This is a genomic window from Acinetobacter equi (assembly GCF_001307195.1).
GTDB lineage: Bacteria > Pseudomonadota > Gammaproteobacteria > Pseudomonadales > Moraxellaceae > Acinetobacter > Acinetobacter equi.
The window spans coordinates 2,397,666-2,421,875 of record NZ_CP012808.1 but is presented as its reverse complement, the minus strand read 5'-3'; the positions used below and the strand labels follow the sequence as shown (position 1 = coordinate 2,421,875).

16 protein-coding genes are annotated in these 24,210 nt (G+C 36.6%); 7 read left to right on the top strand and 9 right to left on the bottom strand.

From position 1 onward, the window contains the following. Positions 1 to 215 precede the first annotated feature (215 nt). The 5 genes from AOY20_RS11525 to AOY20_RS11505 all read left to right on the top strand — a co-directional run bounded on the left by AOY20_RS11525 (position 216) and on the right by AOY20_RS11505 (position 8,033). Entirely contained in the window at positions 216 to 2,636 is a 2,421-nt protein-coding gene (locus AOY20_RS11525) for a membrane-bound PQQ-dependent dehydrogenase, glucose/quinate/shikimate family (protein ID WP_054581994.1), read from the top strand. Between the two features lie 147 nt (positions 2,637 to 2,783). Further along, entirely contained in the window at positions 2,784 to 4,937 is a 2,154-nt protein-coding gene (locus tag AOY20_RS11520; protein WP_054581993.1) for a TonB-dependent receptor, read from the top strand. 440 nt (positions 4,938 to 5,377) lie between these two features. Continuing rightward, a complete protein-coding gene (locus AOY20_RS11515; RefSeq protein WP_054582601.1) occupies positions 5,378 to 6,379 on the top strand; it encodes a putative oxygenase MesX in 1,002 nt (333 codons plus the stop codon). A 41-nt stretch (positions 6,380 to 6,420) separates the two neighbouring features. Next, complete coding sequence (locus AOY20_RS11510) at positions 6,421 to 7,449, top strand: methionine synthase (protein WP_054581992.1); 1,029 nt, start codon at positions 6,421 to 6,423, stop codon at positions 7,447 to 7,449. A gap of 86 nt (positions 7,450 to 7,535) precedes the next feature. Next, the gene (locus tag AOY20_RS11505) at positions 7,536 to 8,033 is read left to right on the top strand and encodes a flavin reductase (RefSeq protein WP_054581991.1); all 498 of its coding nucleotides are present in this window, start codon (positions 7,536 to 7,538) and stop codon (positions 8,031 to 8,033) included. Positions 8,034 to 8,620: 587 nt separating this feature from the next. Here the strand turns inward: AOY20_RS11505 and pcaF are convergent. From pcaF to AOY20_RS11470, 7 genes are all read right to left on the bottom strand, one after another. Next, on the bottom strand, positions 8,621 to 9,826 hold the full coding sequence (pcaF, locus tag AOY20_RS11500; RefSeq protein WP_054581990.1) for a 3-oxoadipyl-CoA thiolase: 1,206 nt from the start codon (positions 9,824 to 9,826) through the stop codon (positions 8,621 to 8,623). A gap of 38 nt (positions 9,827 to 9,864) precedes the next feature. Then, entirely contained in the window at positions 9,865 to 10,314 is a 450-nt protein-coding gene (locus AOY20_RS11495; RefSeq protein WP_054582600.1) for an acyl-CoA thioesterase, read from the bottom strand. 154 nt (positions 10,315 to 10,468) lie between these two features. After that, the gene (locus tag AOY20_RS11490) at positions 10,469 to 12,517 is read right to left on the bottom strand and encodes a 3-hydroxyacyl-CoA dehydrogenase NAD-binding domain-containing protein (RefSeq protein ID WP_054581989.1); all 2,049 of its coding nucleotides are present in this window, start codon (positions 12,515 to 12,517) and stop codon (positions 10,469 to 10,471) included. Between the two features lie 3 nt (positions 12,518 to 12,520). Beyond that, positions 12,521 to 14,620 (bottom strand): acetate--CoA ligase family protein, encoded by a 2,100-nt coding sequence (locus tag AOY20_RS11485; RefSeq protein ID WP_054581988.1) that lies wholly within the window; start codon positions 14,618 to 14,620, stop codon positions 12,521 to 12,523. A gap of 22 nt (positions 14,621 to 14,642) precedes the next feature. Next, the gene (locus AOY20_RS11480) at positions 14,643 to 15,791 is read right to left on the bottom strand and encodes an acyl-CoA dehydrogenase family protein (RefSeq protein WP_054581987.1); all 1,149 of its coding nucleotides are present in this window, start codon (positions 15,789 to 15,791) and stop codon (positions 14,643 to 14,645) included. Between the two features lie 149 nt (positions 15,792 to 15,940). Further along, on the bottom strand, positions 15,941 to 17,218 hold the full coding sequence (locus AOY20_RS11475) for an MFS transporter (RefSeq protein ID WP_081403395.1): 1,278 nt from the start codon (positions 17,216 to 17,218) through the stop codon (positions 15,941 to 15,943). Positions 17,219 to 17,273: 55 nt separating this feature from the next. Next, positions 17,274 to 18,422, bottom strand: coding sequence for an acyl-CoA dehydrogenase family protein (locus AOY20_RS11470; RefSeq protein WP_054581987.1), 1,149 nt, complete (start codon positions 18,420 to 18,422; stop codon positions 17,274 to 17,276). A gap of 506 nt (positions 18,423 to 18,928) precedes the next feature. Here AOY20_RS11470 and AOY20_RS11465 point away from each other — a divergent pair. Beyond that, entirely contained in the window at positions 18,929 to 19,855 is a 927-nt protein-coding gene (locus AOY20_RS11465) for an NAD(P)-dependent oxidoreductase (protein WP_227510400.1), read from the top strand. Positions 19,856 to 19,890: 35 nt separating this feature from the next. Further along, on the top strand, positions 19,891 to 21,318 hold the full coding sequence (locus AOY20_RS11460; RefSeq protein ID WP_054581985.1) for an NAD-dependent succinate-semialdehyde dehydrogenase: 1,428 nt from the start codon (positions 19,891 to 19,893) through the stop codon (positions 21,316 to 21,318). A 107-nt stretch (positions 21,319 to 21,425) separates the two neighbouring features. Here the strand turns inward: AOY20_RS11460 and AOY20_RS11455 are convergent, their stop codons facing one another. Then, positions 21,426 to 22,763 (bottom strand): MFS transporter, encoded by a 1,338-nt coding sequence (locus AOY20_RS11455; RefSeq protein WP_054581984.1) that lies wholly within the window; start codon positions 22,761 to 22,763, stop codon positions 21,426 to 21,428. A gap of 78 nt (positions 22,764 to 22,841) precedes the next feature. Next, positions 22,842 to 24,194 (bottom strand): MmgE/PrpD family protein, encoded by a 1,353-nt coding sequence (locus tag AOY20_RS11450; RefSeq protein WP_054581983.1) that lies wholly within the window; start codon positions 24,192 to 24,194, stop codon positions 22,842 to 22,844. Between the last annotated feature and the right edge of the window lie 16 nt (positions 24,195 to 24,210).

Here is a 24,210-nt window from a genome sequence, read left to right as displayed (position 1 = left end):
TAAGAGAATCATATTATTAGTTGAAATGTAAACTAATAATATAAAAAAAGTTCCTGATCTTTCAATAAATAAAGTAATAAAAATAGATTTCTCTCAAACAATATAATTTTGTGAACTATTATACTAATATAATAAAAAATGTATTATTTGTTTATTTTTAAATACATCTAATCTTATTTTTAAATTAAAAATATTTATTAAATAAAAGGTACAATATGAATGATAATCTACGATCTCCCTCAAAAATAGCCTATTTAGTTGCAGTCATTTACGTGGTATTTGGCTTAGCCATGTTAATTGGTGGCATACAGTTGGTTATGCTATCTGGTTCACCATATTTTGTAATAGCAGGTTTTTTAATTACCTTAAGTGGTTTCTTCTTATGGCGGAGAAGTACATTAGTTATTTGGACTTATTCAATCTATTTATTACTCACTTTGGTTTGGACACTTTTACAAACTGAAATCGATTTTTGGATTTATTTAGGTCGTCTAGCTCTACCATTTGGTCTTGGTGTATTGCTTTTATTGCCCATGGTGCGTCAACATTACAATAATGGACCAAATGCAAAAAAAATTGGTCGTGTTGCCACTGCTGGTTTTAGCTTATCCCTAATTGTTATTGCCATTATTGGTTTTATTAACGGCGATCCAGCAAAATATGTAAGTAAGGATCAGTTTCCAGATGTAAAAAATAAATTACCTGATGAAAAAGAAGATCAAGATTGGGTTGATTATGGTAATGATAAAGCAGGAACTAAATATTCTAAACTAACTCAAATTACACCCGAAAATGTTAATAAATTAAAAGTTGCGTGGATGTATAGAACTGGAGATTACCCAGTTCCAAAAGGTCAAAAAACGAGACGTTTAGAAGTTACACCTTTAAAAGTAGATGATTCTCTCTATTTATGTTCTGCACGTAATGACATTATTGCTTTAGATGCTGAAACAGGTCAGGAAAAATGGCGTTACTACTCAAAACCGAACTTAAAAGGGGTGACAGGTTCTGCAGCTTGTCGTGGTGTTGCTTACTATAAAGCACCTGAACTTGCAGCCAATGCAGAGTGTTCAGAGCGTATCTTTACGGCAACTGTTGATGCTCGTTTAATTGCTATTGATGCAAAAACAGGAAAAGCTTGTTCTGATTTTGGTCAAAATGGTGTAGTTGATCTTAAACGTGGTATGGGGAAAGTTATTCCTGGTTATTATTACGTAAGTTCAGCACCACAGGTAGTGAGGGGTAATGTTGTTCTTGGTGGATGGGTGAGTGATGGACAATCTGTTCAAGAACCTGCGGGTGTAATTCGTGGTTTTAATGCTGTAACTGGTAAGTTTGCGTGGGCATTTGATTATGCAAATCCTGATGATCAAAGCGAGCCAACTGGTGATAATCACTACACACGTGGTACAGCAAACTCATGGGGACCGATTTCTGCAGATGAAAAGCTTGGACTTGTTTATTTGCCAATTGGTAATGCAACACCTGATTACTTCGGTACGCATCGTACAGAAGCTGATGAAAAATATTCAAGTGGTGTTTTTGCTATTAATGCCGAAACTGGTAAGTTAGATTGGCATTTCCAAACAACGCATCATGATCTTTGGGATTATGATAATGGTTCTCAGCCGACTCTAGTTGACCTCACTTTAAATGGTCAAAATGTACCAAGTATGGTGCTAGGTTCTAAACGTGGTCAAATTTATGTACTTGATCGCATAACAGGAAAACCAGTTAAAAAAGTAGAAGAAGTTGCTGTACCTCAAGGTGGGCTTGATCCAAAACTTGCCAAAACACAGCCATATTCAACAGAAATGCCTCAATTTGATGGTTTACGTAGTGCTGTAAATCCTGAAAATAATCGTTGGGGAGTATTTGGTGAAAGCAATATGTGGGGTGTTACACCACTTGATGAAATGTATTGCCGTATTAAATTTAAGCAAGCACGTTTTGATGGCTCAATGACACCACCAGATGTGACGCCTTATATTCAATTACCTGGTTCATTAGGTGGGCAAAACTGGGGAGGATTAACGGTCGATCCTGAACGTCAAATTGCTTACATTCCTTATGCTCGTTTAGCGATGTATAACTATTTAATTCCACGTCAACAAGCAAATAAAATGGGTATTCATCCTGATACAGGTCGTGGTGAAGATGTTGGTGGAGCTGTAGCTCAAGCAGGTTTAGATTATGCTGCATCTATTGCGCCATTCTTATCTCCATTAAATGCACCATGTACAGCACCACCTTATGGTCAATTAGCAGCGGTTGATTTACAAACCAATAAAATCATTTGGAATGCACGCATAGGCACATCACATGATACTGGACCATTAGGCATTAAGAGTCATTTAGATATTCCTTTAGGAACTCAAATTGCAGGTGGTAGTTTAGTAACACGCAGCGGATTAGTCTTTATGGGTGCAGCCTCTGAAGAAGCATTCCGTGCTTTTGATGCTAAAACAGGCAAAGTGATTTGGAAAGATCGTTTACTCGCTGCACCAAATGCAACACCAATGACATATGTATCACCAAAGTCAAATAAACAATTTGTGGTGATTGCAGCAGGTGGACACACAATGCTTCAAACAAAACCGGGTGATTATATTATTGCCTACACATTAGAACATTAAACGTGCAGAGCGAGTAAGTATGCTTATTCGCTCTTCAATTTGAATATTAATTTCGAGTTCAATTTATATTTGAAAATAAATTTAGAGGAACTCTCATCATTAATACATCATTTTTTATATCAAAAATATTAAATAGGAGTATAAATAATGCATAAAAACATTCCAGTAAGACTATCCGTGATTTGTTTAGGTCTATTTATATTTCAAAGTAGTCATGCTGAATCTTCTTCACAAGAAGTCCATCAATTAGATACGATTGTTCTACAAGCTTTTCATCTTGACAAAGATATTTTAAGTACACCAGCTTCTATTTTTTATGTAGAGCAACCTTTCGTACAAAATAATATGAATGTAAATTTATCTGAAACTTTAAAAGGTGTACCAGGTCTTCAGGTAAATAACAGAGAAAATTATGCACAAGATTTACAAATGTCCATGCGTGGTTTTGGTGCTCGATCAACATTTGGCATACGCGGAATTCGTTTATATGTAGATGGAATTCCAGCAACTATGCCAGATGGTCAAGGTCAAACATCAAATATTGATTTAAATAGTTTAAGCCATATTGAAATTTTAGGAGGAGCATTCTCTTCCTTATATGGTAATTCATCAGGTGGTACTATTTTAACAACAACAAGAAAAGGTGAAGGTCAGGACTCTATTCGATTAGATTATGCAGGTGGTAGCCATCAAAAAGGACAAGCTAATTTAATTTTACAAGGGGGAACCACAAATTCAAGTGAGCCAAGTTATATTATTAGCAGTTCTTATTTTGATACTCATGGCTTTAGAGATCATAGTACAGCACAAAAAAAACTCAACAATAGTAAACTTACATGGAATTTAGAGAATGGTAGTGAAGTTAATTGGATAATCAATCATGTAGATATTCAAGCTGATGATCCAGGTGGATTAACACGTGCAGCTTGGAAAGAAAACTCTAAACAAGTCGCGAATAATGTTCAGCTCTATAATGCACGTAAAAAAATAGAACAAACCCAAACTGGAGTTACCTGGAATAAACCATTAGATGATCAAAATGAACTCTATAGTATGTTGTATTTGGGACAGCGCTCAGTTACTCAATATCAATCTATTCCTAAAATGAGTCAATTGGCAAGTAATCATTCAGGTGGTGTTATTGATTTTGAACGTCACTACTTTGGTCTAGATCTACGTTGGATAAATCAAGAAGCTATTGAAAAAACAAGGTTTATTTTTGGGTTAGCTTTTGATGCGATGAAAGAAGATAGAAAAGGATTTCAAAACTTTTCAGGAGATATATTAGGCGTTAAAGGTCAGCTTAGACGTGAGGAGCATAATACTTTATGGAACTTAGATCCATATATGCAAATTTCATATAATTTTTTACCAAACTGGACTCTAGATGCTGGATTGCGCTATAGCAATGTACATTTTAAATCAAAAGATTATTATTTAGATAATGGTGATAACTCGGGAACAACAGAGTATAAGCGTTTATTACCATCTCTTGCATTACAATGGGAAATTCAACCCGAATTAATGACCTATGTAAGCTATACACAAGGCTTTGAAACACCAACATTTACTGAAATGTCTTATCCAGCCAATGAAGATGATTCATATAAATTTAATTTAAAAGCTGCAAAAAGTGAAACTTTTGAAACAGGTTTAAAGTCTAAAAATGATTTAGGATTATTTACACTTGCTCTTTTTTCAACACAAACTAAAAATGATATTGTCTCAGCTGGAAATAACGAAGGGCGAGCAACATTTCGAAATGCTGATAAAACATTAAGACAAGGATTTGAGTTTTCATGGAATAAAAATATTTGGCAAGATTTAATCGCACAAGCAAGTTATAGTTATATTCATGCGAAATTTAATTCAAATATTCCTGCAATTTTTTATGATACATTACAACCGAATAAAATGAATTATGCAGAGAAAGCCATACTCGTACCTGCAATACCAAATGGAAATTACATTCCTGGGATAGCAAAAAATCATGCTTTTTTGGGATTGGCATGGCAACCTGAACAAGGTGTGCATGCAGGAATAGATGTTCGTTATTCAGATAAAATTTATGTTAACGACTTAAATACAGACACTGCGCCAAGTTATGTCGTTACTTCAGCAAATTTAGGTTATAACTGGATTCTAAAAGATTGGACAGTTAATACTTTTGCTAGAGTAGATAATTTATTTAATCAAAATTACATTGGTTCAGTAATTGTTAATGAAAGTAATGCTCGATATTTTGAACCTGCAGATGGTCGTAATTGGAGTATGGGACTCAGTATAGAAAAGAGATTCTAATTATTTAATTTAAAAAAGAAGCAAAAGTGCCATGAGTACCTTTGCTCTTTATTTTTTAATTTCAAATTTATAAATGGAATTAGAAATTCTGATATAAAAACCAAGTAAATCTAACGATGAGATAGTTGATATTTTTTAATATTATTGTGAATTTTATTCATCTTAAATATTCGTTTATTCCTGATCAAAATAATAATTTAGAATCAGTGCATTAAAAAAATAAATTAATTATAAGTATTTACCTTTATTTCAAGTTTGATTTTGATTAAATATTAGACATTAAATTATTGTATTTATTTCACTCTAAAACTATTAAAAACTAAAGATGAATAAAATTCACTTTACGTATAGATTAAATCATTTTTATTCATCTTTATCCTGCTGTATAAATAACTTAATCCAAAAATATGATGATTTAAACTTTAGGGTGGAATATGACAATGAATACAGCATTTCAATGTTCAATTAAACGTATTCGATTTGATGAAAACTATGAGCCAGGAAATAGCACTCGTTTGACAACAAATTTTGCAAATCTAGCACGTGGTGAATATCGTCAAGAAAATTTACGTAAAACTCTTGCCATGATTAATAATCGATTTAACAGCTTAGCTCATGTTGATAATCCGAAGGGCGATCGATATTCACTTGAAATTGATATTATTTCTGCAGAAATAGATATAGAAGGGAATGGTCAAGCATTTCCATTTATTGAAATGTTGAAAAGTACTATTACTGATCATAAAACTAATGAACGTATTGACGGTATGATTGGGAATAGTTTTTCATCATATGTACGTGATTATGACTTTAGTGTTTTACTAACCGAAAAAAGTTTTAAAACAGGAGAGAAACCTGAAAACTTCGGTGATTTACATGGCAAGTTATATCAACATCTTGTGTACTCAGACGTTTTTAAAACAGAATTTAAAAAGCAACCTGTTATTTGTTTAAGTGTTTCAACAACTAAAACATATTACCGAACAGCAAATATTCATCCAATATTAGGAGTGGAATATAAGAATAATGAATATTCACGTACAGATGAATATTTTAAAAAAATGGGGCTTAGTGTCCGTTATTTTAAACCTGAAAATGGTAATGCTCCATTAGCATTTTATTGTGCGGGTGATTTATTACGTGATTACACTGATTTTGAGCTAATCAGTGCAATTAGTACCATGGAGAGTTTTCAAAAAATATATCGCCCAGAAATTTACAATACAAATTCACCTGCCGGTGTTGTCTATCAACCAAGTTTAGACTATCAAGATTTTTCATTGACACAAATTGTCTATGATCGAATTGAACGTAGTCAATTAGCAGTTAAGCAGGGCAAATGGACAGAAGAAAATTTTATTAAGCCATATCAAGATATTCTCGAACAATGGGCTAAAAATTTTACTGAAATGCACTCAGTTCATTCAGAACATGCAGCTTAACACATTAATTTATATAAATTAGATTAGAGATACGATTCAATATGGCTATTTTACTTCCAACATCTACAGCAGGTAGTCTACCTAAACCTTCTTGGCTGGCTGAACCAGAAAAATTATGGTCGCCTTGGAAACTTGAGGGTGAACAATTATTAGAAGCAAAGAAAGATGCACTTTGTTTGTCATTACATGAACAATTACAATCCGGGATTGATATTGTGAGTGATGGTGAACAAACTCGTCAGCATTTTGTCACGACATTTATTGAACATCTTGAAGGTGTAGACTTCCAAAAAAGGGAAACTGTTCGTATCCGCAATCGTTATGATGCAAGTGTTCCTTCTGTTGTTGGAGCTGTAGCACGAAAGAAACCTGTTTTTGTTGAGGATGCTAAATTTCTAAGAAGCCAAACAAAACAACCAATTAAATGGGCACTACCAGGTCCAATGACAATGATTGATACATTATTTGATGATCATTATAAAAGTCGAGAAAAATTAGCATGGGAATTTGCGAAAATTCTAAATCAAGAAGCATTAGAACTCGAAGCAGCAGGGGTAAATATCATCCAGTTTGATGAGCCTGCATTTAATGTATTTTTTGATGAAGTCAATGATTGGGGAATTGCAACTCTAGAGCGCGCTCTTGAAGGGCTTAAATGTGAAACAGCTGTACATATTTGCTATGGTTACGGTATTAAAGCCAATACAGATTGGAAAAAAACATTAGGTTCTGAATGGCGACAATATGAAGAAACCTTTCCTAAACTTCAACAGTCAAAGATCGATATTATTTCACTAGAATGTCAAAATTCACGTGTGCCTATGGATTTAATTGAACTGATTCGTGGCAAAAAAGTCATGGTTGGTGCTATAGATGTTGCAACAAATACTATAGAAACACCAGATGAAGTTGCTCATATTTTAAGAAAAGCACTTCAATATGTAGAAGCAGATAAGCTTTATCCTTCAACTAATTGTGGTATGGCACCATTATCACGCCAAGTTGCTCAAGCAAAATTAAATGCCTTGACTCAAGGTGCTGAAATTATTCGGAAAGAGCTGTCAGCTTAATACTCCAAATGAATAAAACTTAGTTGATGAAACTAGGTTTTATTCTTGGTTTTTAATAATGAACTGATCTAAAAGGTGAAATTTAAATGATACAAGCAAATGCATATAGAGATGCAATGTCTTATTTAACGAGTGCTGTAAATATTGTAACAACATCAAGTGCATCTGGTTATCATGGTTTTACTGCATCTGCTGTATGCAGTGTGACAGATACACCGCCAACATTGCTTGTGTGTATGAATAAATCTTCTCGTTCTCATGTGCATTTTTTGGAAAGTAAAATTTTAGCAGTCAATGTTTTAGCTATCCAACATGAGAAAATCTCGAATGTATTTGCATCAAAACTAGATTCAATAGAACGTTTTAAATATGGAAAATGGACTAAATTAGAAACTGGCGCACCTATTTTAAATGATGCTTTAGTGAGTTTTGATTGTTATATTGATAAAATTCAGGAGATTGGGACACATACTGTTTTTATTTGTCCTATTATTGCAATTAATAAAAATCAGCAGCATCAAGGTCTTGTTTATTTTAATCGCAACTATCACTCAGTTGGTCAACATGAAGAAATGCTTTTATAATTTCAAATAAGTGTAGTTCTTTGTAAAAATTATACTGATGTATAAATAAAATAATAGGGCCGTAAAAATACGGTGGTTTTTATATCATTGTAATTTAGATTAATTTGTGAAAATGGTGAAATGAACTTTCTTTGAAAAATCAACAGTGAGTTGTTGCTAGGTTGGGAAAAATTTTATGTGTTTATAAAGTCGCTAGCTTAAATAAATGAAATTTAGAGGCTCGTAATTATGAATGAAAATATCTTTATTTATATCTGCATCTGCTAAGCCAAAAAATAAGTTCTATGAACTCATGGAATAATTCATTTATTTTCTTTGATAGTTGATTTACAGGCATAGGAAAAGTTTTATTGTAATCAGATAAATAAAAAAACTAATATTAAGGTATGAGTTTTTTTATTAAATACTTCGTATAATGTATATTATGTTAAATAAATAACACCTGTCATTTAGTTCATTAAGATTGATATAGAATAAGTTTTATCCATACTAAGTGTCAATAAATCTCTTTGTTGATTATTGAAGTGAGTTTTTATCTAACCCACTTCTAATTAATTTTAGTTTTATTTTACATCTTTAATTTTCATTTAATCACGTTTAATAATCAAAGCGATACCCTGACCCACACCAATACACATTGAGCAAAGTGCATAATTTCCATCTAATGCTTCAAGCTGGTTTAGGGCTGTCGCTACTAGACGTGCACCGGAAGCACCCAGTGGATGACCTATCGCGATGGCCCCGCCATTTGGATTAACTCGAGCTTCATCATCCGCCAAGCCTAAATCTCGAGTACATGCCAATGCTTGAGCTGCAAAGGCTTCATTCAGTTCAATGACATCCATCTGATCTAGAGTTAGACCTGTTTGATCAAGAAGCTTTTTGATTGCTGGAGCTGGACCAAAGCCCATGATGCGTGGCTCTACACCTACGACAGTTGAAGAAATAATTTTGGCACGTGGTATTAAGCCATATTTTTCTACAGCTTCATCTGATGCAATCAGAACTGCTGCTGCACCGTCATTGATTCCTGATGCATTGCCTGCTGTCACAGTCCCATCGGCTTTTACTACAGGTTTAAGCTTGGCTAAGCCTTCTGCTGTGGTTGACGAACGTGGATGTTCATCGGTATCCAACACAATCGTTTCACCTTTACGCTGTGGGATACTGACAGGGATAATTTCGTTTTTAAAGAAGTCTTTGGCTTGTGCGGCTGCCGTACGCTGTTGACTTTCTAAAGCAAACTTATCTTGATCTACACGGTTAATATTGAACTGTTCAGCAACATTTTCAGCGGTTTGCGGCATGGTTTCTACGCCATACAGTTCTTTCAGTTTTGGATTAATAAAGCGCCATCCCATGGTGGTATCTTCAATCTTTTGACTGCGGCCATATGCACTGTCTGATTTGCCCATTACAAAAGGCGCACGTGACATGCTTTCTACACCACCAGCAATGATCAAATCAGCTTCATTAGCTTTAATTGCTCGAGCAGCCATAGCAATCGCATCAAGGGATGATCCGCACAAGCGGTTCACTGTCGTTGCAGGGACTTGGTAAGGCAAGCCTGCAAGTAGTGCTGACATACGACCCACATTACGGTTGTCTTCGCCGGCTTGATTGGCGCAGCCGTAAATTACGTCATCAACCTGTTCCCAATTTACAGATGGATTACGTTCCATCAGTGCTTTAATTGGTAATGCGCCTAAGTCGTCTGCACGTATAGGTGCAAGTCCACCTGCATAGCGGCCGAAAGGTGTACGGATGGCATCGATGATGTATGCGTTTTTCATCATAAATCCTTTTTATAGATATGTGTCGTTGATTAAATTCAATTATTTTGGAGGCGTATTTTTTTACGTCTTAAAGCTGCTTCATAACGGCATTTCTTAAGTTCTGAATCAACATTTAAGGGAGCGATCACAGACGGTTTACCATTATTATCAACTGCCACCATTGTGAAATAGCAACTGTTTGTATGCCGTATTTGGCGACTTTGGATATTTTGAGCTTCAACACGAATTCCTATTTCCATAGAACTTCGCCCGACATAATTTACATTTGCCAGAAATGAAACCATTTCTCCTACTTTAATAGGTTCCTTAAATAAAACCTGATCGACCGATAAAGTAACGACGTAGGTTCCTGAATAACGACTGGCACATGCATAAGCAACCTGATCAAGTAACTTCAGTATTGTTCCCCCATGAACATTGCCAGAAAAATTAGCCATATCCGGTGTCATCAATACACTCATCGTTAAACTGCTTTGATCACTCATGTTCAGTATGTAAGTCAGTATTTGTTGATTTGGATTATATTGAATTGAAATTAATAAAAATTTCCAAAAAATCACGACCTCATGTCTTTCTTTCAAGTAAAAAAAGCCTGAGCGAAGTCAGGCGAATAGGCAACTCTTACTTAAACAGAACCGATTAAGCTGTTTTAGCAAGTTTTTGAAAAATTGAAATATCTCCAGCAATAAAACCAGAGCCTGAAACTTCAGCCAAAGCTTTTTGTTTTTCATAGAGTTCATCTAGATTCTGTCTTGACGCCCAATATGCAGGTCCACCTTCCCATTTAGGAAATCCAAAGCCATTGATCATCACTAGATCAATATCATTCATTCTTGCTGTAACACCCTCCGCCAAAAGCAAGGCCGCTTCATTGGCCATAGTGAGTAATACACGTTCTATAATCTGCTCAGAACTAAATTCTTTACGTACAATTTTTTTCTGTTCTGAGGCATACATAATTAGCTTTGTTATAACGGGATCTATCTGCTTTTTTCCATCAGCATAGCTGTAATAACCTGCTTGAGTTTTTACACCAAAACGGCCTAATTCACATATTTGATCTGGAATTGAAATATAACGAGCCTCAGGATTACGTTTATGCGCATTGGCTTTTCGCATATTCCATGCGATATCCAAGCCAGATAAATCACCCACCGCAAACGGTCCCATATTAAAGCCATAACGCTCAATTGCTTCATCAATTTGGTGTGGTAAAGCACCCTCTTCCAGCATTAATTCACATTGATATCGATAAGCCGCATATATACGATTTCCAATAAATCCAAAGGAATTTTTACAAATAATCGGGAGTTTTCCAAGTTTTTGAATCAATGCAAATGCTGTAGCAATGACTTTTTGAGACGTATTGTTTCCGTGGATCACTTCAACTAAACGCATGATATGCGCTGGGTTAAAGAAATGAATACCCACAATATTTTCTGGTCTTAGGCTTACTTCTGCAATTTCGTCCAAATCAATATATGAAGTATTGCTGGCAATAATGGTGTTTGCAGATGCAATACTTTCAATCTTTCGAATTAAATCTTGTTTTACCGCTAAATTTTCATAAATGGCTTCAATTACCAAGTCCGCATTTTCAAATGCAGATTTATAGTCGCTCAGCTCAAGCTGTGCAAGCTGAACATCTCTTTGTTCAGTTTTAATAAGTCCGGATGTTATATCGGCTTCATAAATGGAATCTATCCGCGATTTGCATTGTACTAATATTGATTTTGATTGGTCATATACAGTGACATGAAACCCTGCTTTTAAAGCTGATACAGCTATGCCAGTTCCCATAGTGCCTGCACCCACCACAACAATATTTTTCACTGGTTTAATCGGTGCTTCTTTCAAATTAATCACTTTTTTAGCATTTGTTTCAGCAAAAAATAAATGTCTGCGCGCAAAAGCCTCTTCATCTATACGCAATTGCTGGAAGACCCGTCTTTCTTCAGCCAAACTTTCATAGAACCCAACATCAGCAGTTGCCTTAATCAAACGGATTGATTCTTGAACAGGCGGTCGATGTTTTCCAGCCCTCAATGCTTTTTTTACAATGGCATCAAATTCAGCGGATTCATCTTTTTCAACAGTTTTATTTGATAATGGATTTTTTTGCGCTGTTTTCGCAAACTCTACTGCAAATTGGCGTAATTCACCTTCTGCAATAGCATCTATCATTCCGAGCTTTAAAGCTTCTTGTGATTTATAGCGCTTCCCTGAACAAATGACTTGTATGCTTTTACCCATTCCAATTAAGCGGGGTAAGCGCTGTGTTCCACCTGCTCCAGGCAGCATACCTAAAGTCACTTCAGGCAAGCCAACAATTGTATTTTCTGACGCTAAGCGTGCATCACAGCCCAAAGCCAGTTCATATCCACCGCCCAAGGTTGCACCGCTAATGGCTGCAATCACTGGTTTGGGGCATTTTTCGATAGCCTCAATAACTTGAGGCAACTCTGGCGGAGTAATTGGTTTGCCAAACTCCTTAAGGTCAGAACCAGAAATAAAGTTTTTGTCTTTACCAATTATGACAGCGGCTATTAGCGTGTCATCTTGAGTAAATTTTTCAACGGCATCCAGCAAGCCTTTACGTACTGACCAAGATCCTGTATTTACAGGCGGATTATCGATCACAATAACCGCAATTGAACCGTCTATTTCATAATGAATCGTTTCTGTCATGACTTAACCTTCCTTGGCAATATGTACGAGTGCATCCACAGCTGTAACGCCTTGTCCTTGTGGGTTTACGATAAGTGGATTCATTTCAGCTTCTTCAATGAAGTATTCCTTAGATACTGCTAGCTGAGAGAAAGCGACAACAGTTTCGGCAATCGCTTTTAAATCACCTTTCTGCTTACCACGGAAACCATCGAGAGCTTTTAAGCCTTTTACTTCAGCAATCATTTCATAAGCTGAATCAAGCGTTACAGGCGCTAAACGCATTGAACTGTCTTTATAAAGTTCAGTTAGCACACCACCTGCAGCCAGCATCACAATCGGCCCCACGTCTTTGTCACGTTTAAAACCAACTAAGACTTCACCAAGACCTTTCACCATCGACTGGACTAAAACTTTTTCAACAGTCAGATTTGGGCAGTGTTTCTCAACGTTGGTCTTAATTTGATTAATCGCTGCTTTAAGCTCTGAGTCATTTTGTACGTGCAAAATAACTCCCCCAACTTCAGTTTTATGACTGATTTGATCATGCAAAACTTTCACAACAACTGGATACGAGATGTCCAACGCTTTAGGTTGTAAAACATTCAACACTTGATATGGGGCATTTTGAATGCCTAATGGTCTTAGCAATTGATAAGCAGAATCTTCATCTAAAGTGACCGTAGTCGATTTTATAGGCTGAGAAACTTGCGCATGGATTGGCGTTGGTTGACGACGAGAAAATGCTGCATTAATTACATCTGCACACGCTTCTGGTGATTGGAATGCCGGCACACCCGCCTGTTTTAATTGCTTTAACGCTTCTGGTGCATCAGGAACCAAGAAACTTACCAATGGCTTCTTGTAAGTCGTAATGCTGTCCACAATAGGTTTGACTGCAAGATCTGGGTGATAGCGAGCTGATGAACCTGAAGCAACGAGTACTAAGTCAAACTCAGGTGCTTCCTCAAGCACTTCAAGGGCTGCTTTCATGACTTCATACTTGGTGCCCGCTAGTGTTAAATCGATGATACCGCCTGCATGAACCTCTACCCCACGTACATTGAGTTTGGCAATCGTCTCGTCAGTAGGTGATACAACTGAAACATTACGGATACCGAGCTGATCAACGACCATTGCAGCGCCGCCACCAGTCGTCGTCAAAACACCCACATTGATTTGTTTCTTATTCGCTAATTGTGGTGGAACTTTACTTAACAGAGGAATTGCATTCAGGAAACCATCTAAAGTTTCTACACGTGCAATACCGCAATCTTTAAAGAATGCTTCAGCTACAGCATCTTCACCAGCCATGGACCCTGTGTGAGAAACAGCCAGATCTGCAGCAACTTGTGAACGCCCTAGTTTGAATACCACCACAGGACGATTCAATTCAGCCGCTTTTAAAGCAAACTCACGTAGTTTTTCCGCATGGCGCATGGACTCTAAAAACAACATATAACCATGAATATCGGGGTTGTCTAAAGTAGCTAAGCAAATTTCACCAACACTTAAATCAACCTCACCACCTACAGATACTAAACCGTAAAATCCCGTGTGATGATTACGTCCACGTGATGTCAAAGAACCAATCATACTGCCACTATGAGAAGCACAGAAAATATTGCCTTTTGGTAAGCCAGGTTCTGCAAATGCAGCGTTTGCAGTCAAAAATAGATCTTCATACAGGTTTACTAGGCCTAAGCTTGATGGACCTAAAATACGTGTTTGATATTTTGCTTTGAGTTCACGTAGTTTATTTTCACGTTCGACACCTTCAGCACCGGCTTCACTAAAACCACTCGCTATGAGTGTCACAACAGGAACACCTAATTTTCCGCATTCCTCTACAGCTTCTAAGGCTAGTTCTGCACCTGTCAAAACGTAGACATGATCTGGAACTTCAGGCAAATCTGTAAGTGAGGTATACGCTTTTTCACCCTGTACAGTTTCTCTGCGCGGGTTAATACAATAAATTGTACCTTTATAACCTGCATTTCTTAAAAAATGTAAAGGTCGCCCTGCAGTTTTGCTTTGATCATCAGAGATACCCACTAAAGCTACAGTTTTAGGCTTCAATAGTGCGTTAGATAGCGTTTTATTTTCTTTAACCATGGAATTCATTTCTCTAAATCCTTTTAAATTTTTACTTCGCGCGCTGATTAAAGCGGCGACCAAATACATCTTCTGCAATACGGTTTTTCAATACTTCAATTGAACCGCCCGCAATCATCCAACCACGTGTACGTTTCACGCAGTACTCAACTAGTGATTCAGTCGAATAACCATAACCACCCATCGCTTGTAATGCTTCGTTAGATACTTCCCAACCTGTTAAGTTACATGACAGCTTCGCAATACTTGTCTCATAAGCTGATGGCAGACCGCCATCGGCATTAATTGCAGCACGGTAAAGTAGTAGCTGTGAACTTTCTAGTTTCAAAGCCATTTCTGAGAACTTCCATTGCAAACCTTGGAATTCACATAATGCTTTGCCAAATTGCTCACGATCTAGGCAGTGTTGACGTGCAACATTAAACGCATGACGACCTAAAGCTAATGCACGTGAAGCATTGCCAATACGTTCAACGTTGAAACCTGAAATCTGTTTTTTAAATCCACCTGGTCCAAGTAGTACGTTTTCTTTTGGAATACGACAGTTATCAAAGTACAGTTGGCACCACTCTTCACCACTCATAAATGCTGAAGGCTGACCTACTTCAAAACCAGGTGTACCACGATCAACCATGACTGAACCTATACCATCTAGGCCTTCACCAAAACGTACATAGATTAGGAAGCTATCAGCATGTGGGCTGTGAGTTGAGAAGACTTTAGAACCATTGATAATGTAGTGATCACCATCTTCTACTGCTGAGGTTTTCAGTTCAGTCACTGAAGAACCAGCACCCGGCTCACTCATACCTAGTGCAAGTAGTTTTTTCCCTGCCAGCAAGTCAGGAAGATATTTTTCTTTCAGATATGGTGAAGCATATTCTGCAAATGTACGAATTGCACCGAAATTACCTGCTTGAACCACATCAGCGCTTTTCGGGCAAACCAGTGCCAATTCTTGAATGGCAATCACGGCATCCACTAAAGAGCCGCCAATGCCACCATCTTCTTCTTTGACCGTAATACCGATTAAGCCCATCTCAGCTAATTTAGCTGCAATTTCCCAAGGATAGTCGTGTGAATGTGCACGTTCTAATGCCCCATCTGCCAATTCTTTCTGTGCAAATTTGCGTACTGAATCTGCAAATGCAACTTGTTCTTCCGTTAAATTAAAATCCATATTTTTAACTCTATATTCAACATATTCTATAGTTAAAGAATATTCGTTTTATTAATTCTGTGTTTTCAAATAAATCATCACGCTATGACTTATTTGAGAAAATGTAAAATAAAAAAAGCGCTCTTCAGAGCGCTTTTTTTATTTGCTGTTTATTTGGCTGGTTCAGGTTCTACACCTGCTTTCGCTGATGGATCAAACATTTTTTCACGAATAAATAGAATTGGCAGAATACTAATCAGATAGAAGAATCCTAGAATTAAGAAACCATATCCAATAGATTCACTTGCTGCAATTGCTCCGACCAAGATAGGTGCAGTTGCCGAACCAATACGACCCATATTATGTGCAGTACCCATAGCTGTACCACGTGCTGCAGTTGGGAAGCTTTCACTCATAAATGTTGCATACACTCCAAATGGGATGCCATATAAGAATCCGAAAAGTGCCAAGAAATAAATAATATTAGTAGGATTTGCAAACATCACGATAGAAACTAAACACGCTGCAGTAGCAATACAGCCAAACATGAATGCAAATCGACGACCAAATTTATCTGAAATAATTCCTGCACTGATCTTACCGAATACCATTGCACTATAACTAGCAATCATATAGTAAGTCATTGATTTATAGTTAAGACCCATTTCGGTTTCAATATAGGTTGGCATCCAATGATTCACACCGTTATAACCTAAATGTAATAGCATACTTGCAGAAATCCACATTAGGAGAACTTTCAAGACCGCTTTATCTTTAAAAATAAGCTTAAAACCAAATGATGAATCTTGTGGATTATCTTTTTTAGCTAAAAGTTTACGATCTCTTTCCGCCTGCCATGATTCAGATTCTGGTACGAAATAATATAAAAGGAATGAAAGAATAATAGCTGAACCACTTAATAAAAACATTAAGCGCCATCCATGATCTGGAATAATTGCTCCAGCCATTAGAGATGCAACAATGTAACCAAAAGTCCAACCAGTTTGTAAGGTCGCAATAATAGTCGTTCTATGCTTAGTTGGTACATATTCAGAAATTAATCCTGCAGATACGATATACACAGTACCTAGACCAACACCTGAAATAAAACGTAAAATACCAAACTGCCAAACGTTTTGAGTAAAACTTAGTAATGCTGTAAGTACCGAAAAGAGAAGAACACTCGCAGCAATAGCTTTTACACGACCAAATTTATCACTACACCAGCCCCCGAAAATACCACCTAATCCCATACCAAGGATAGTAACACTTCCGAGCATACCAGCTTCAACCCCAGTCAGACCAAAATCATCTTTGATACTTTTTAAACTGAGTGACAGCATCATTACGTCCGCGCCATCTACAACTAAAGCTAAGAAACATAATATAAATGCAAGTTTCCACTTTTTATTACCTTCTGCACTTCCTGCAGTATTTTCCATATGCATAATTCATATCCTTTGCAATGCATAATTTAAGTTTTTATTTAATAATCACCAAGCTTTACTTCGCGCGCTGATTAAAGCGGCGACCAAATACATCTTCTGCAATACGATTTTTCAATACTTCAATTGAACCGCCCGCAATCATCCAACCACGTGTACGTTTCACGCAGTACTCAACTAGTGATTCAGTCGAATAACCATAACCACCCATCGCTTGTAACGCTTCGTTAGATACTTCCCAACCTGTTAAGTTACATGACAGCTTCGCAATACTTGTCTCATAAGCTGATGGCAGACCGCCATCGGCATTAATTGCAGCACGGTAAAGTAGTAGCTGTGAACTTTCTAGTTTCAAAGCCATTTCTGAGAACTTCCATTGCAAACCTTGGAATTCACATAATGCTTTGCCAAATTGCTCACGATCTAGGCAGTGTTGACGTGCAACATTAAACGCATGACGACCTAAAGCTAATGCACGTGAAGCATTGCCAATACGTTCAACGTTGAAACCTGAAATCTGTTTTTTAAATCCACCTGGTCCAAGTAGTACGTTTTCTTTTGGAATACGACAGTTATCAAAGTACAGTTGGCACCACTCTTCACCACTCATAAATGCTGAAGGCTGACCTACTTCAAAACCAGGTGTACCACGATCAACCATGACTGAACCTATACCATCTAGGCCTTCACCAAAACGTACATAGATTAGGAAGCTATCAGCATGTGGGCTGTGAGTTGAGAAGACTTTAGAACCATTGATAATGTAGTGATCACCATCTTCTACTGCTGAGGTTTTCAGTTCAGTCACTGAAGAACCAGCACCCGGCTCACTCATACCTAGTGCAAGTAGTTTTTTCCCTGCCAGCAAGTCAGGAAGATATTTTTCTTTCAGATATGGTGAAGCATATTCTGCAAATGTACGAATTGCACCGAAATTACCTGCTTGAACCACATCAGCGCTTTTCGGGCAAACCAGTGCCAATTCTTGAATGGCAATCACGGCATCCACTAAAGAGCCGCCAATGCCACCATCTTCTTCTTTGACCGTAATACCGATTAAGCCCATCTCAGCTAATTTAGCTGCAATTTCCCAAGGATAGTCGTGTGAATGTGCACGTTCTAATGCCCCATCTGCCAATTCTTTCTGTGCAAATTTGCGTACTGAATCTGCAAATGCAACTTGTTCTTCCGTTAAATTAAAATCCATTCAGTGAGATTCCTTATGTTCTGACATAAGAAATAATAAGGATCATTTCATGACCAAGTTTTCAAATAAATCATCAAGTCATGCAAATTTCACAAATAAGGTAAATAAAAATATTATTGAAGAATCAATATTAATAAGTTGAGTATATTCAATACTTAACTTAATTATTCGTCGTGATTAAATCATCGTGGGCGCTAAAATTAGGTTGTATATAAGGTAAGACTCAAATGAACAAATAGTAGCAGGGACTCCTATTTTGGATCGTTTTTATCCTTATAGATAGAATTATCAGATTCTTTTTTAGTCACACCCACATATTTGATTGAATAAACCTCATGCTGAGAAATCATTGTTTTTTTTAATATATTTTTCGATCAATTATTTGATTTTATAGAACCCGATTCTCATTTTTATATAACTCGAAGCTAAAAGGTTTTACATAAACTCATCGTGGTATTCCAAATGGTTAATACCTATTGAGTGCTAAATATGAGAAATTATGGTTGGTGGAAAATAGTATTTTTAAATCAAAGGGAAGAGTTATGAAAATTGGTTTCATTGGCCTAGGACGAATGGGCTTTCCGTTAGCCTCTCATTTAGTTAAAAATGGTTTAGAGGTAACTGCATTTGATTTAAATCCAAATCAAATTGAAAAATTTATTGAATTGGGTGGTAAAAATGCGCTGAGCATCCAAGAAATTGCTAAAAATTCGGATGTAGTCATCACAATGTTGCCAGGTCCTAAACAATCTAAAGAAGTGATTCTAGGAGATGACGGGGTATTGGCCAATATAGCTGAAGGTAAATATTTAATTGAACTCAGTACGATTGATACTGATACCGTTGATTTACTTTATCATCACGCTCAACAGAAGAATATTAAATTTGCTGATGCACCAGTTGGTCGTCTTGCAGCCCACGCTGATCTTGGTCAATCACTCTTTATGTTAGGTGCTAAAGAAAACGATTTAGTCGAACTAGAAAAACTACTCCTCAAAATGGGTACAACCGTTTTACATTGTGGCGAGCCTGGTGCTGGTACACGTATGAAGTTGATTAATAATTTAATGGTACTTTGCTATTGTCAGCTGAATTCAGAAGCGTTAGTCCTTGCACAAGGTTTGGGATTAGATGCGCAAAAAACCTTTGATGTATTGACAGGAACGACTGCATCAAATGGTCAACTCAAGGAAAAATGGCCTGTCAAAGTCCTTAATGGTGACTTAAGCCCAGGCTTTGATATTGCACTTGGATTTAAAGATCTTACCCTAGCGTGTCAAGCAGCCCAATCAACTGGCATTTCCCTTCCTGTAGGAAATCTAGTAAGAAATATGTTCCAACTTGCACGTCATGCTGGTAAGGATGGTCAAGATACTTCATCGATGACTGACTTCTGGGCTGAAGCAAATAATATCGAGAAAATTCGTCTTTAATCCTTCGAAATACTCATTTTATAGAGCCATAAATTATGCAATATAGTCAGTATATTTCAGGGAAATTCCGTCAAGGTTCGTCTGAAATAAATTATGAAGTGATTAATCCATCAACTTCAGAGATTTTGGGAACGCTTCAATTTACTTCTGCGCAAGACATACAAGAGGCGATTCAATCCGCTCTTCAAGCGTATAAAGTTTGGGCGAAAACTTCAGCCTATGATCGCTCAGTCAAAATCCGTCAAATCGCAAATTTGATGTATACGCGTGTCGATGTGATTGCAGAAAAAATTTCTTTAGAACTCGGTAAACCTTTAGCTGAAGCGAAAAAGGAAGTTCAGACTGCTGCTGAAATGTTCGAGTGGGCAAGTGAAGAAGCTCGACGTATTTATGGTAAAACCATCGCTCCGCGTAATCCAAACATGAAACAGACTGTTGTCTACGAGCCTGTAGGCGTAGTGGCTGCATTTTCAGGTTGGAATGCTCCTGCGATTACGCCTGCTCGTAAAATCAGTGCAGCTCTTGCTGCCGGTTGTTCGATAGTCATGAAACCATCTGAAGAAACTGCAGGTGTAGCACTCAAGATTGCAGAAATTATTCATGAACTAGACTTTCCTAAAGGCTTAGTCAATATGGTTTTTGGCAATCCTGAAGAAATTTCGAATATCTTATGCGAATCTACAGATGTTGCGATGATTACATTTACTGGTGCCACTTCAATTGGTAAATCCTTGGCTGAAAAAGCGTCTAAACATCTAAAAAAACTAACCCTAGAGTTAGGTGGCCATGCACCTGTTATTATCTGTGAAGATGTCGATGTTGATAAAGTCGCGAGAGCCGCTGTAGTTTCAAAATATAGGAATGCGGGGCAAGTCTGTACTTCCCCTACCCGTTTTTTAATTCACGAATCTATTTTTGCTGATTTTTGTGAGAAATTTACAGCACATGCGAAGCAAATTAAAGTGGGAAGCCCACTAGATGGACAAACCCAAATGGGGCCTTTAAAAAATTCACGACGCTTAGCTGCTATTGAACAACTCGTAAAGAATGCTCGTGAACTTGGTGCAGAAATCTCGGCTGGCGGTGAAAGATTAGAAAAATTGCCAGGTAATTTTTATGCTCCGACTGTTATCATTCAACCTAACTTAGATGTTGATGTAAATCATATTGAGCCATTTGGCCCAATTGCTATTCTAAAATCCTTCACGTCTCTTGATGAAGCATTACAAGAAGCAAATCGTTTGCCTTTTGGTTTAGCCTCATATGCTTTTACTCAAAACTTCCAATACATTCAACGTATTTCGAATGAAATTGAAAGTGGTGTAATCAGCATTAATGATTGGCAAGCATCTTTACCAGAAACACCTTTTGGTGGTGTAAAGGACAGTGGTTTAGGTACTGAAGGCGGTGTCGAAGGTATTCATGAGTTCTTGAAAATTAAAACAGTTAGAATTGCTTCTTAAAAATATTTCTAAATAACTTTAATTGTAAAAATATTCAGCCGATGGAATTCAATCAGCTGAATATTTTTTAATTTATATTTTATTTAGTTTGTATAGCTATAATTTTTTTAAGAATATTTAATTCTATAAAGGCTCACTAAACTTCCACAAAATGCTGCTAATGCACCTATTACAAGCATTGCAACTAGACTATTAGAAGAAAAGTTTATACTGATCGCAACTAGGGATGTACCTACAGTTTGCCCCATAATCCTTGATATATTGAGCATCCCCCCAGCAACCCCACTTCTATTCATAGCTAGGTTTGATATAAACATACGTTGATTAGGCGTATAAAATAGTCCAAAACCAATTCCACAAAAAAGCATTATTATGAAAGTAATATATTGAGGCAATTCATCTGTAAAATAAGCCATACTCCCTAACCCAACTACTACAAACATAAACCCAATAGCGCCTAAATAAGCTGGTGAAATTTTGTTAGAAAGTATTCCTGCTAGTGGTCCAGTAATTGCTCCCATAAGTGGCCAAGCCAGAATTAATAAAGGAATCTCCTGCTTAGAGTAATTTAATGATAAAAATATATAAGGTAATGCAACTAACGCTAGCCCTTGAGTTACAAATCCAAAAAAAGATGCAATTAGTGAAAGGTTAAATATTGAATTCTTGAATAGATCAATCGGAAAAATTGGATATTTATGATTTTTATCTCTCCTATATAATAAAATACTAGAGATAATTCCTATGCTTAAAAATATCCCTGTATTTTTTAAAGAATTTGAAATAGAGAAATTTGCTAAAGCTAAAATAATACTTGAAAACATTAACACACTTAAAAACATTGATATGAGATTGATTTTTGAAAATTTATTTTCTTTACTCTTAGGAATGTAGCGACATAAAAAATAACTTATTATACCTAGAGGAATATTTAACAAAAATATCCATGACCAATGGAAGTGCGACAAGATTAAGGAAGCTATAATAGGCCCAGTAACGAAGCCAAGTGCCAATACAAATGTATTAAATCCAAAGCCTAATCCTAATTTTTCTGCAGGATAAAGTTGACGAATTAAAGCAATATTAGTGGCGAGAATTGCCGTCGCACCTAAACCTTGTAAAGCACGTGCCCAAATAAGCTGTTCTATCGTTTGAGAAAAACCACAAAAGAATGAAGCTATTGTAAATATGATTAAGCCTATTTGAAAAATAAGTCTGTAACCTAATTTATCTGCAAAAACAGCTAAAGGTAAAATTAATGCAGCCATGACTAGTTGATAGCTCGTAATGGCCCAAATAGATACAGCAAAAGATATATTTAATTCATGACTAATATGAGGTAGAGCAAGATTAATTATTGCTATATCTAAGTTAGATATAAAAATAGCGATAGATAATCCTACTAATCCTAATGTAAATTCATTATTTCTATTGTTCAAAAGCATTTTAGTGGCACTTTAGCAGCATAGATTTTTGTTAAGAGGTATTTGAAATTTCAAATACCTTTAAATTATTTAAGTTAGTTAAATTTTTAATGAATTAATATTGATTTGATCTAATAGCCAAATTTGATCTCTGAGTTCTTTCGCCTGCTTTGCTGTGAGCACACCATTAACCAACTCAAAGAACTTATGATCCAAGTCTGTATCCGTAAGTGGTGCTTCTGGATCACCTTTACGACATGGTGAGAAATGCTCAAAGGATTGTCCATCTTTCAATATAATTTTTATTCTAGCAGTACGTTGATTGGGGAATTTAGACGTTAATTCTTCATCACTTTCCAAAGTAAGCCTTTTCATTAACTCACGTGTTTCTAATGATGCCATTTGCTCATCTACAAAAGCATTTAAACGAACGCTGCCATGCAGAAAACCATGAGATACCACATAAGGTAAGCTGAAACGGCATTGGAATGCAGATTCAGGATTAAAATTACCTGTTACATCTAATGCTGTTTGATAGGTTTGAATAGTAATTTTTTCAATCTCTGAAAGTGATATACCTTTTGTCAAAAGAGTTTGACGAATAGCAATTACACCATCAATAGCCGCAAAAGTGTGCCCACAACAACCATGATTTTTCTGTGTCATATTACAAATATTATAATGAACACCTAGTCCAGCTAAAGCTTTATCCCAATTGGGATTTTTAGATAATGCAGCACCAAATCCTACGTCACCTTCAAGAATATCTAAAGCGCCAGTAATACCTTTAGCAGCGGACTTAGCTGCTGTAACTCCAATTGAAGCAGCGTGACCACCATGTAAAGCTTTTGTCATAGCATCAGATCGGAAAGCTTGTTGCAAGCCTGAAGCAAAAGTGGTTGCTGTTGCTACAGCATGAGCAAACATATCTGGATCATGTGGATTAATTAAAAACGCTGAAGCTGCTGCACTGCCAATAGCACCTACTGTCCCTGTGGTATGGAAATATGAATAATGCGAAGGCTGTACCGCTGCACCTAAACGCGTTGATACTTCATAACCTACAATTACAGCTTTTAAGAAATCTAAACCGCTGCGATTATATTCATCAGCAATCGCAAGTGCTGCGCTAATCACAGGTACCCCTGGATGATAAACTGCGTCTCTAAAAATATCATCGAATTCGATTGCATGTGATGTTGTACCTAATATCCATGCAGCTGAAGAAGAAAAAGCAGTTTTGTTTAAGCTTGGAAGTCGACTTTTGCCAACACCTAATTCCTCTTCAAAAGTGGCAATAATTCTTGTGCCAACATCACTTAGCATCCCTGGATATAAAGCTGAGAACCAGTCAAGTACAGCCCTTTTCGAATGATGAATTGTCTCAGCGGAAAGATCTCGTTTGGCTTCCAATGCTGCATATTCAGCATATTTTTCTATGATTGTTGTCATAAATTCTTAACATCCT

What these genes read in the sequence shown, in the direction of transcription:
- AOY20_RS11525 (WP_054581994.1), top strand. Translation starts at nt 216, where the DNA reads ATGAATGATAATCTACGATCTCCCTCAAAAATAGCCTATTTAGTTGCA.
- AOY20_RS11520 (WP_054581993.1), top strand. Translation starts at nt 2,784, where the DNA reads ATGCATAAAAACATTCCAGTAAGACTATCCGTGATTTGTTTAGGTCTA.
- AOY20_RS11515 (WP_054582601.1), top strand. Translation starts at nt 5,378, where the DNA reads ATGAATACAGCATTTCAATGTTCAATTAAACGTATTCGATTTGATGAA.
- AOY20_RS11510 (WP_054581992.1), top strand. Translation starts at nt 6,421, where the DNA reads ATGGCTATTTTACTTCCAACATCTACAGCAGGTAGTCTACCTAAACCT.
- AOY20_RS11505 (WP_054581991.1), top strand. Translation starts at nt 7,536, where the DNA reads ATGATACAAGCAAATGCATATAGAGATGCAATGTCTTATTTAACGAGT.
- pcaF (WP_054581990.1), bottom strand. Translation starts at nt 9,826, where the DNA reads ATGAAAAACGCATACATCATCGATGCCATCCGTACACCTTTCGGCCGC.
- AOY20_RS11495 (WP_054582600.1), bottom strand. Translation starts at nt 10,314, where the DNA reads ATGAGTGATCAAAGCAGTTTAACGATGAGTGTATTGATGACACCGGAT.
- AOY20_RS11490 (WP_054581989.1), bottom strand. Translation starts at nt 12,517, where the DNA reads ATGACAGAAACGATTCATTATGAAATAGACGGTTCAATTGCGGTTATT.
- AOY20_RS11485 (WP_054581988.1), bottom strand. Translation starts at nt 14,620, where the DNA reads ATGAATTCCATGGTTAAAGAAAATAAAACGCTATCTAACGCACTATTG.
- AOY20_RS11480 (WP_054581987.1), bottom strand. Translation starts at nt 15,791, where the DNA reads ATGGATTTTAATTTAACGGAAGAACAAGTTGCATTTGCAGATTCAGTA.
- AOY20_RS11475 (WP_081403395.1), bottom strand. Translation starts at nt 17,218, where the DNA reads ATGCATATGGAAAATACTGCAGGAAGTGCAGAAGGTAATAAAAAGTGG.
- AOY20_RS11470 (WP_054581987.1), bottom strand. Translation starts at nt 18,422, where the DNA reads ATGGATTTTAATTTAACGGAAGAACAAGTTGCATTTGCAGATTCAGTA.
- AOY20_RS11460 (WP_054581985.1), top strand. Translation starts at nt 19,891, where the DNA reads ATGCAATATAGTCAGTATATTTCAGGGAAATTCCGTCAAGGTTCGTCT.
- AOY20_RS11455 (WP_054581984.1), bottom strand. Translation starts at nt 22,763, where the DNA reads ATGCTTTTGAACAATAGAAATAATGAATTTACATTAGGATTAGTAGGA.
- AOY20_RS11450 (WP_054581983.1), bottom strand. Translation starts at nt 24,194, where the DNA reads ATGACAACAATCATAGAAAAATATGCTGAATATGCAGCATTGGAAGCC.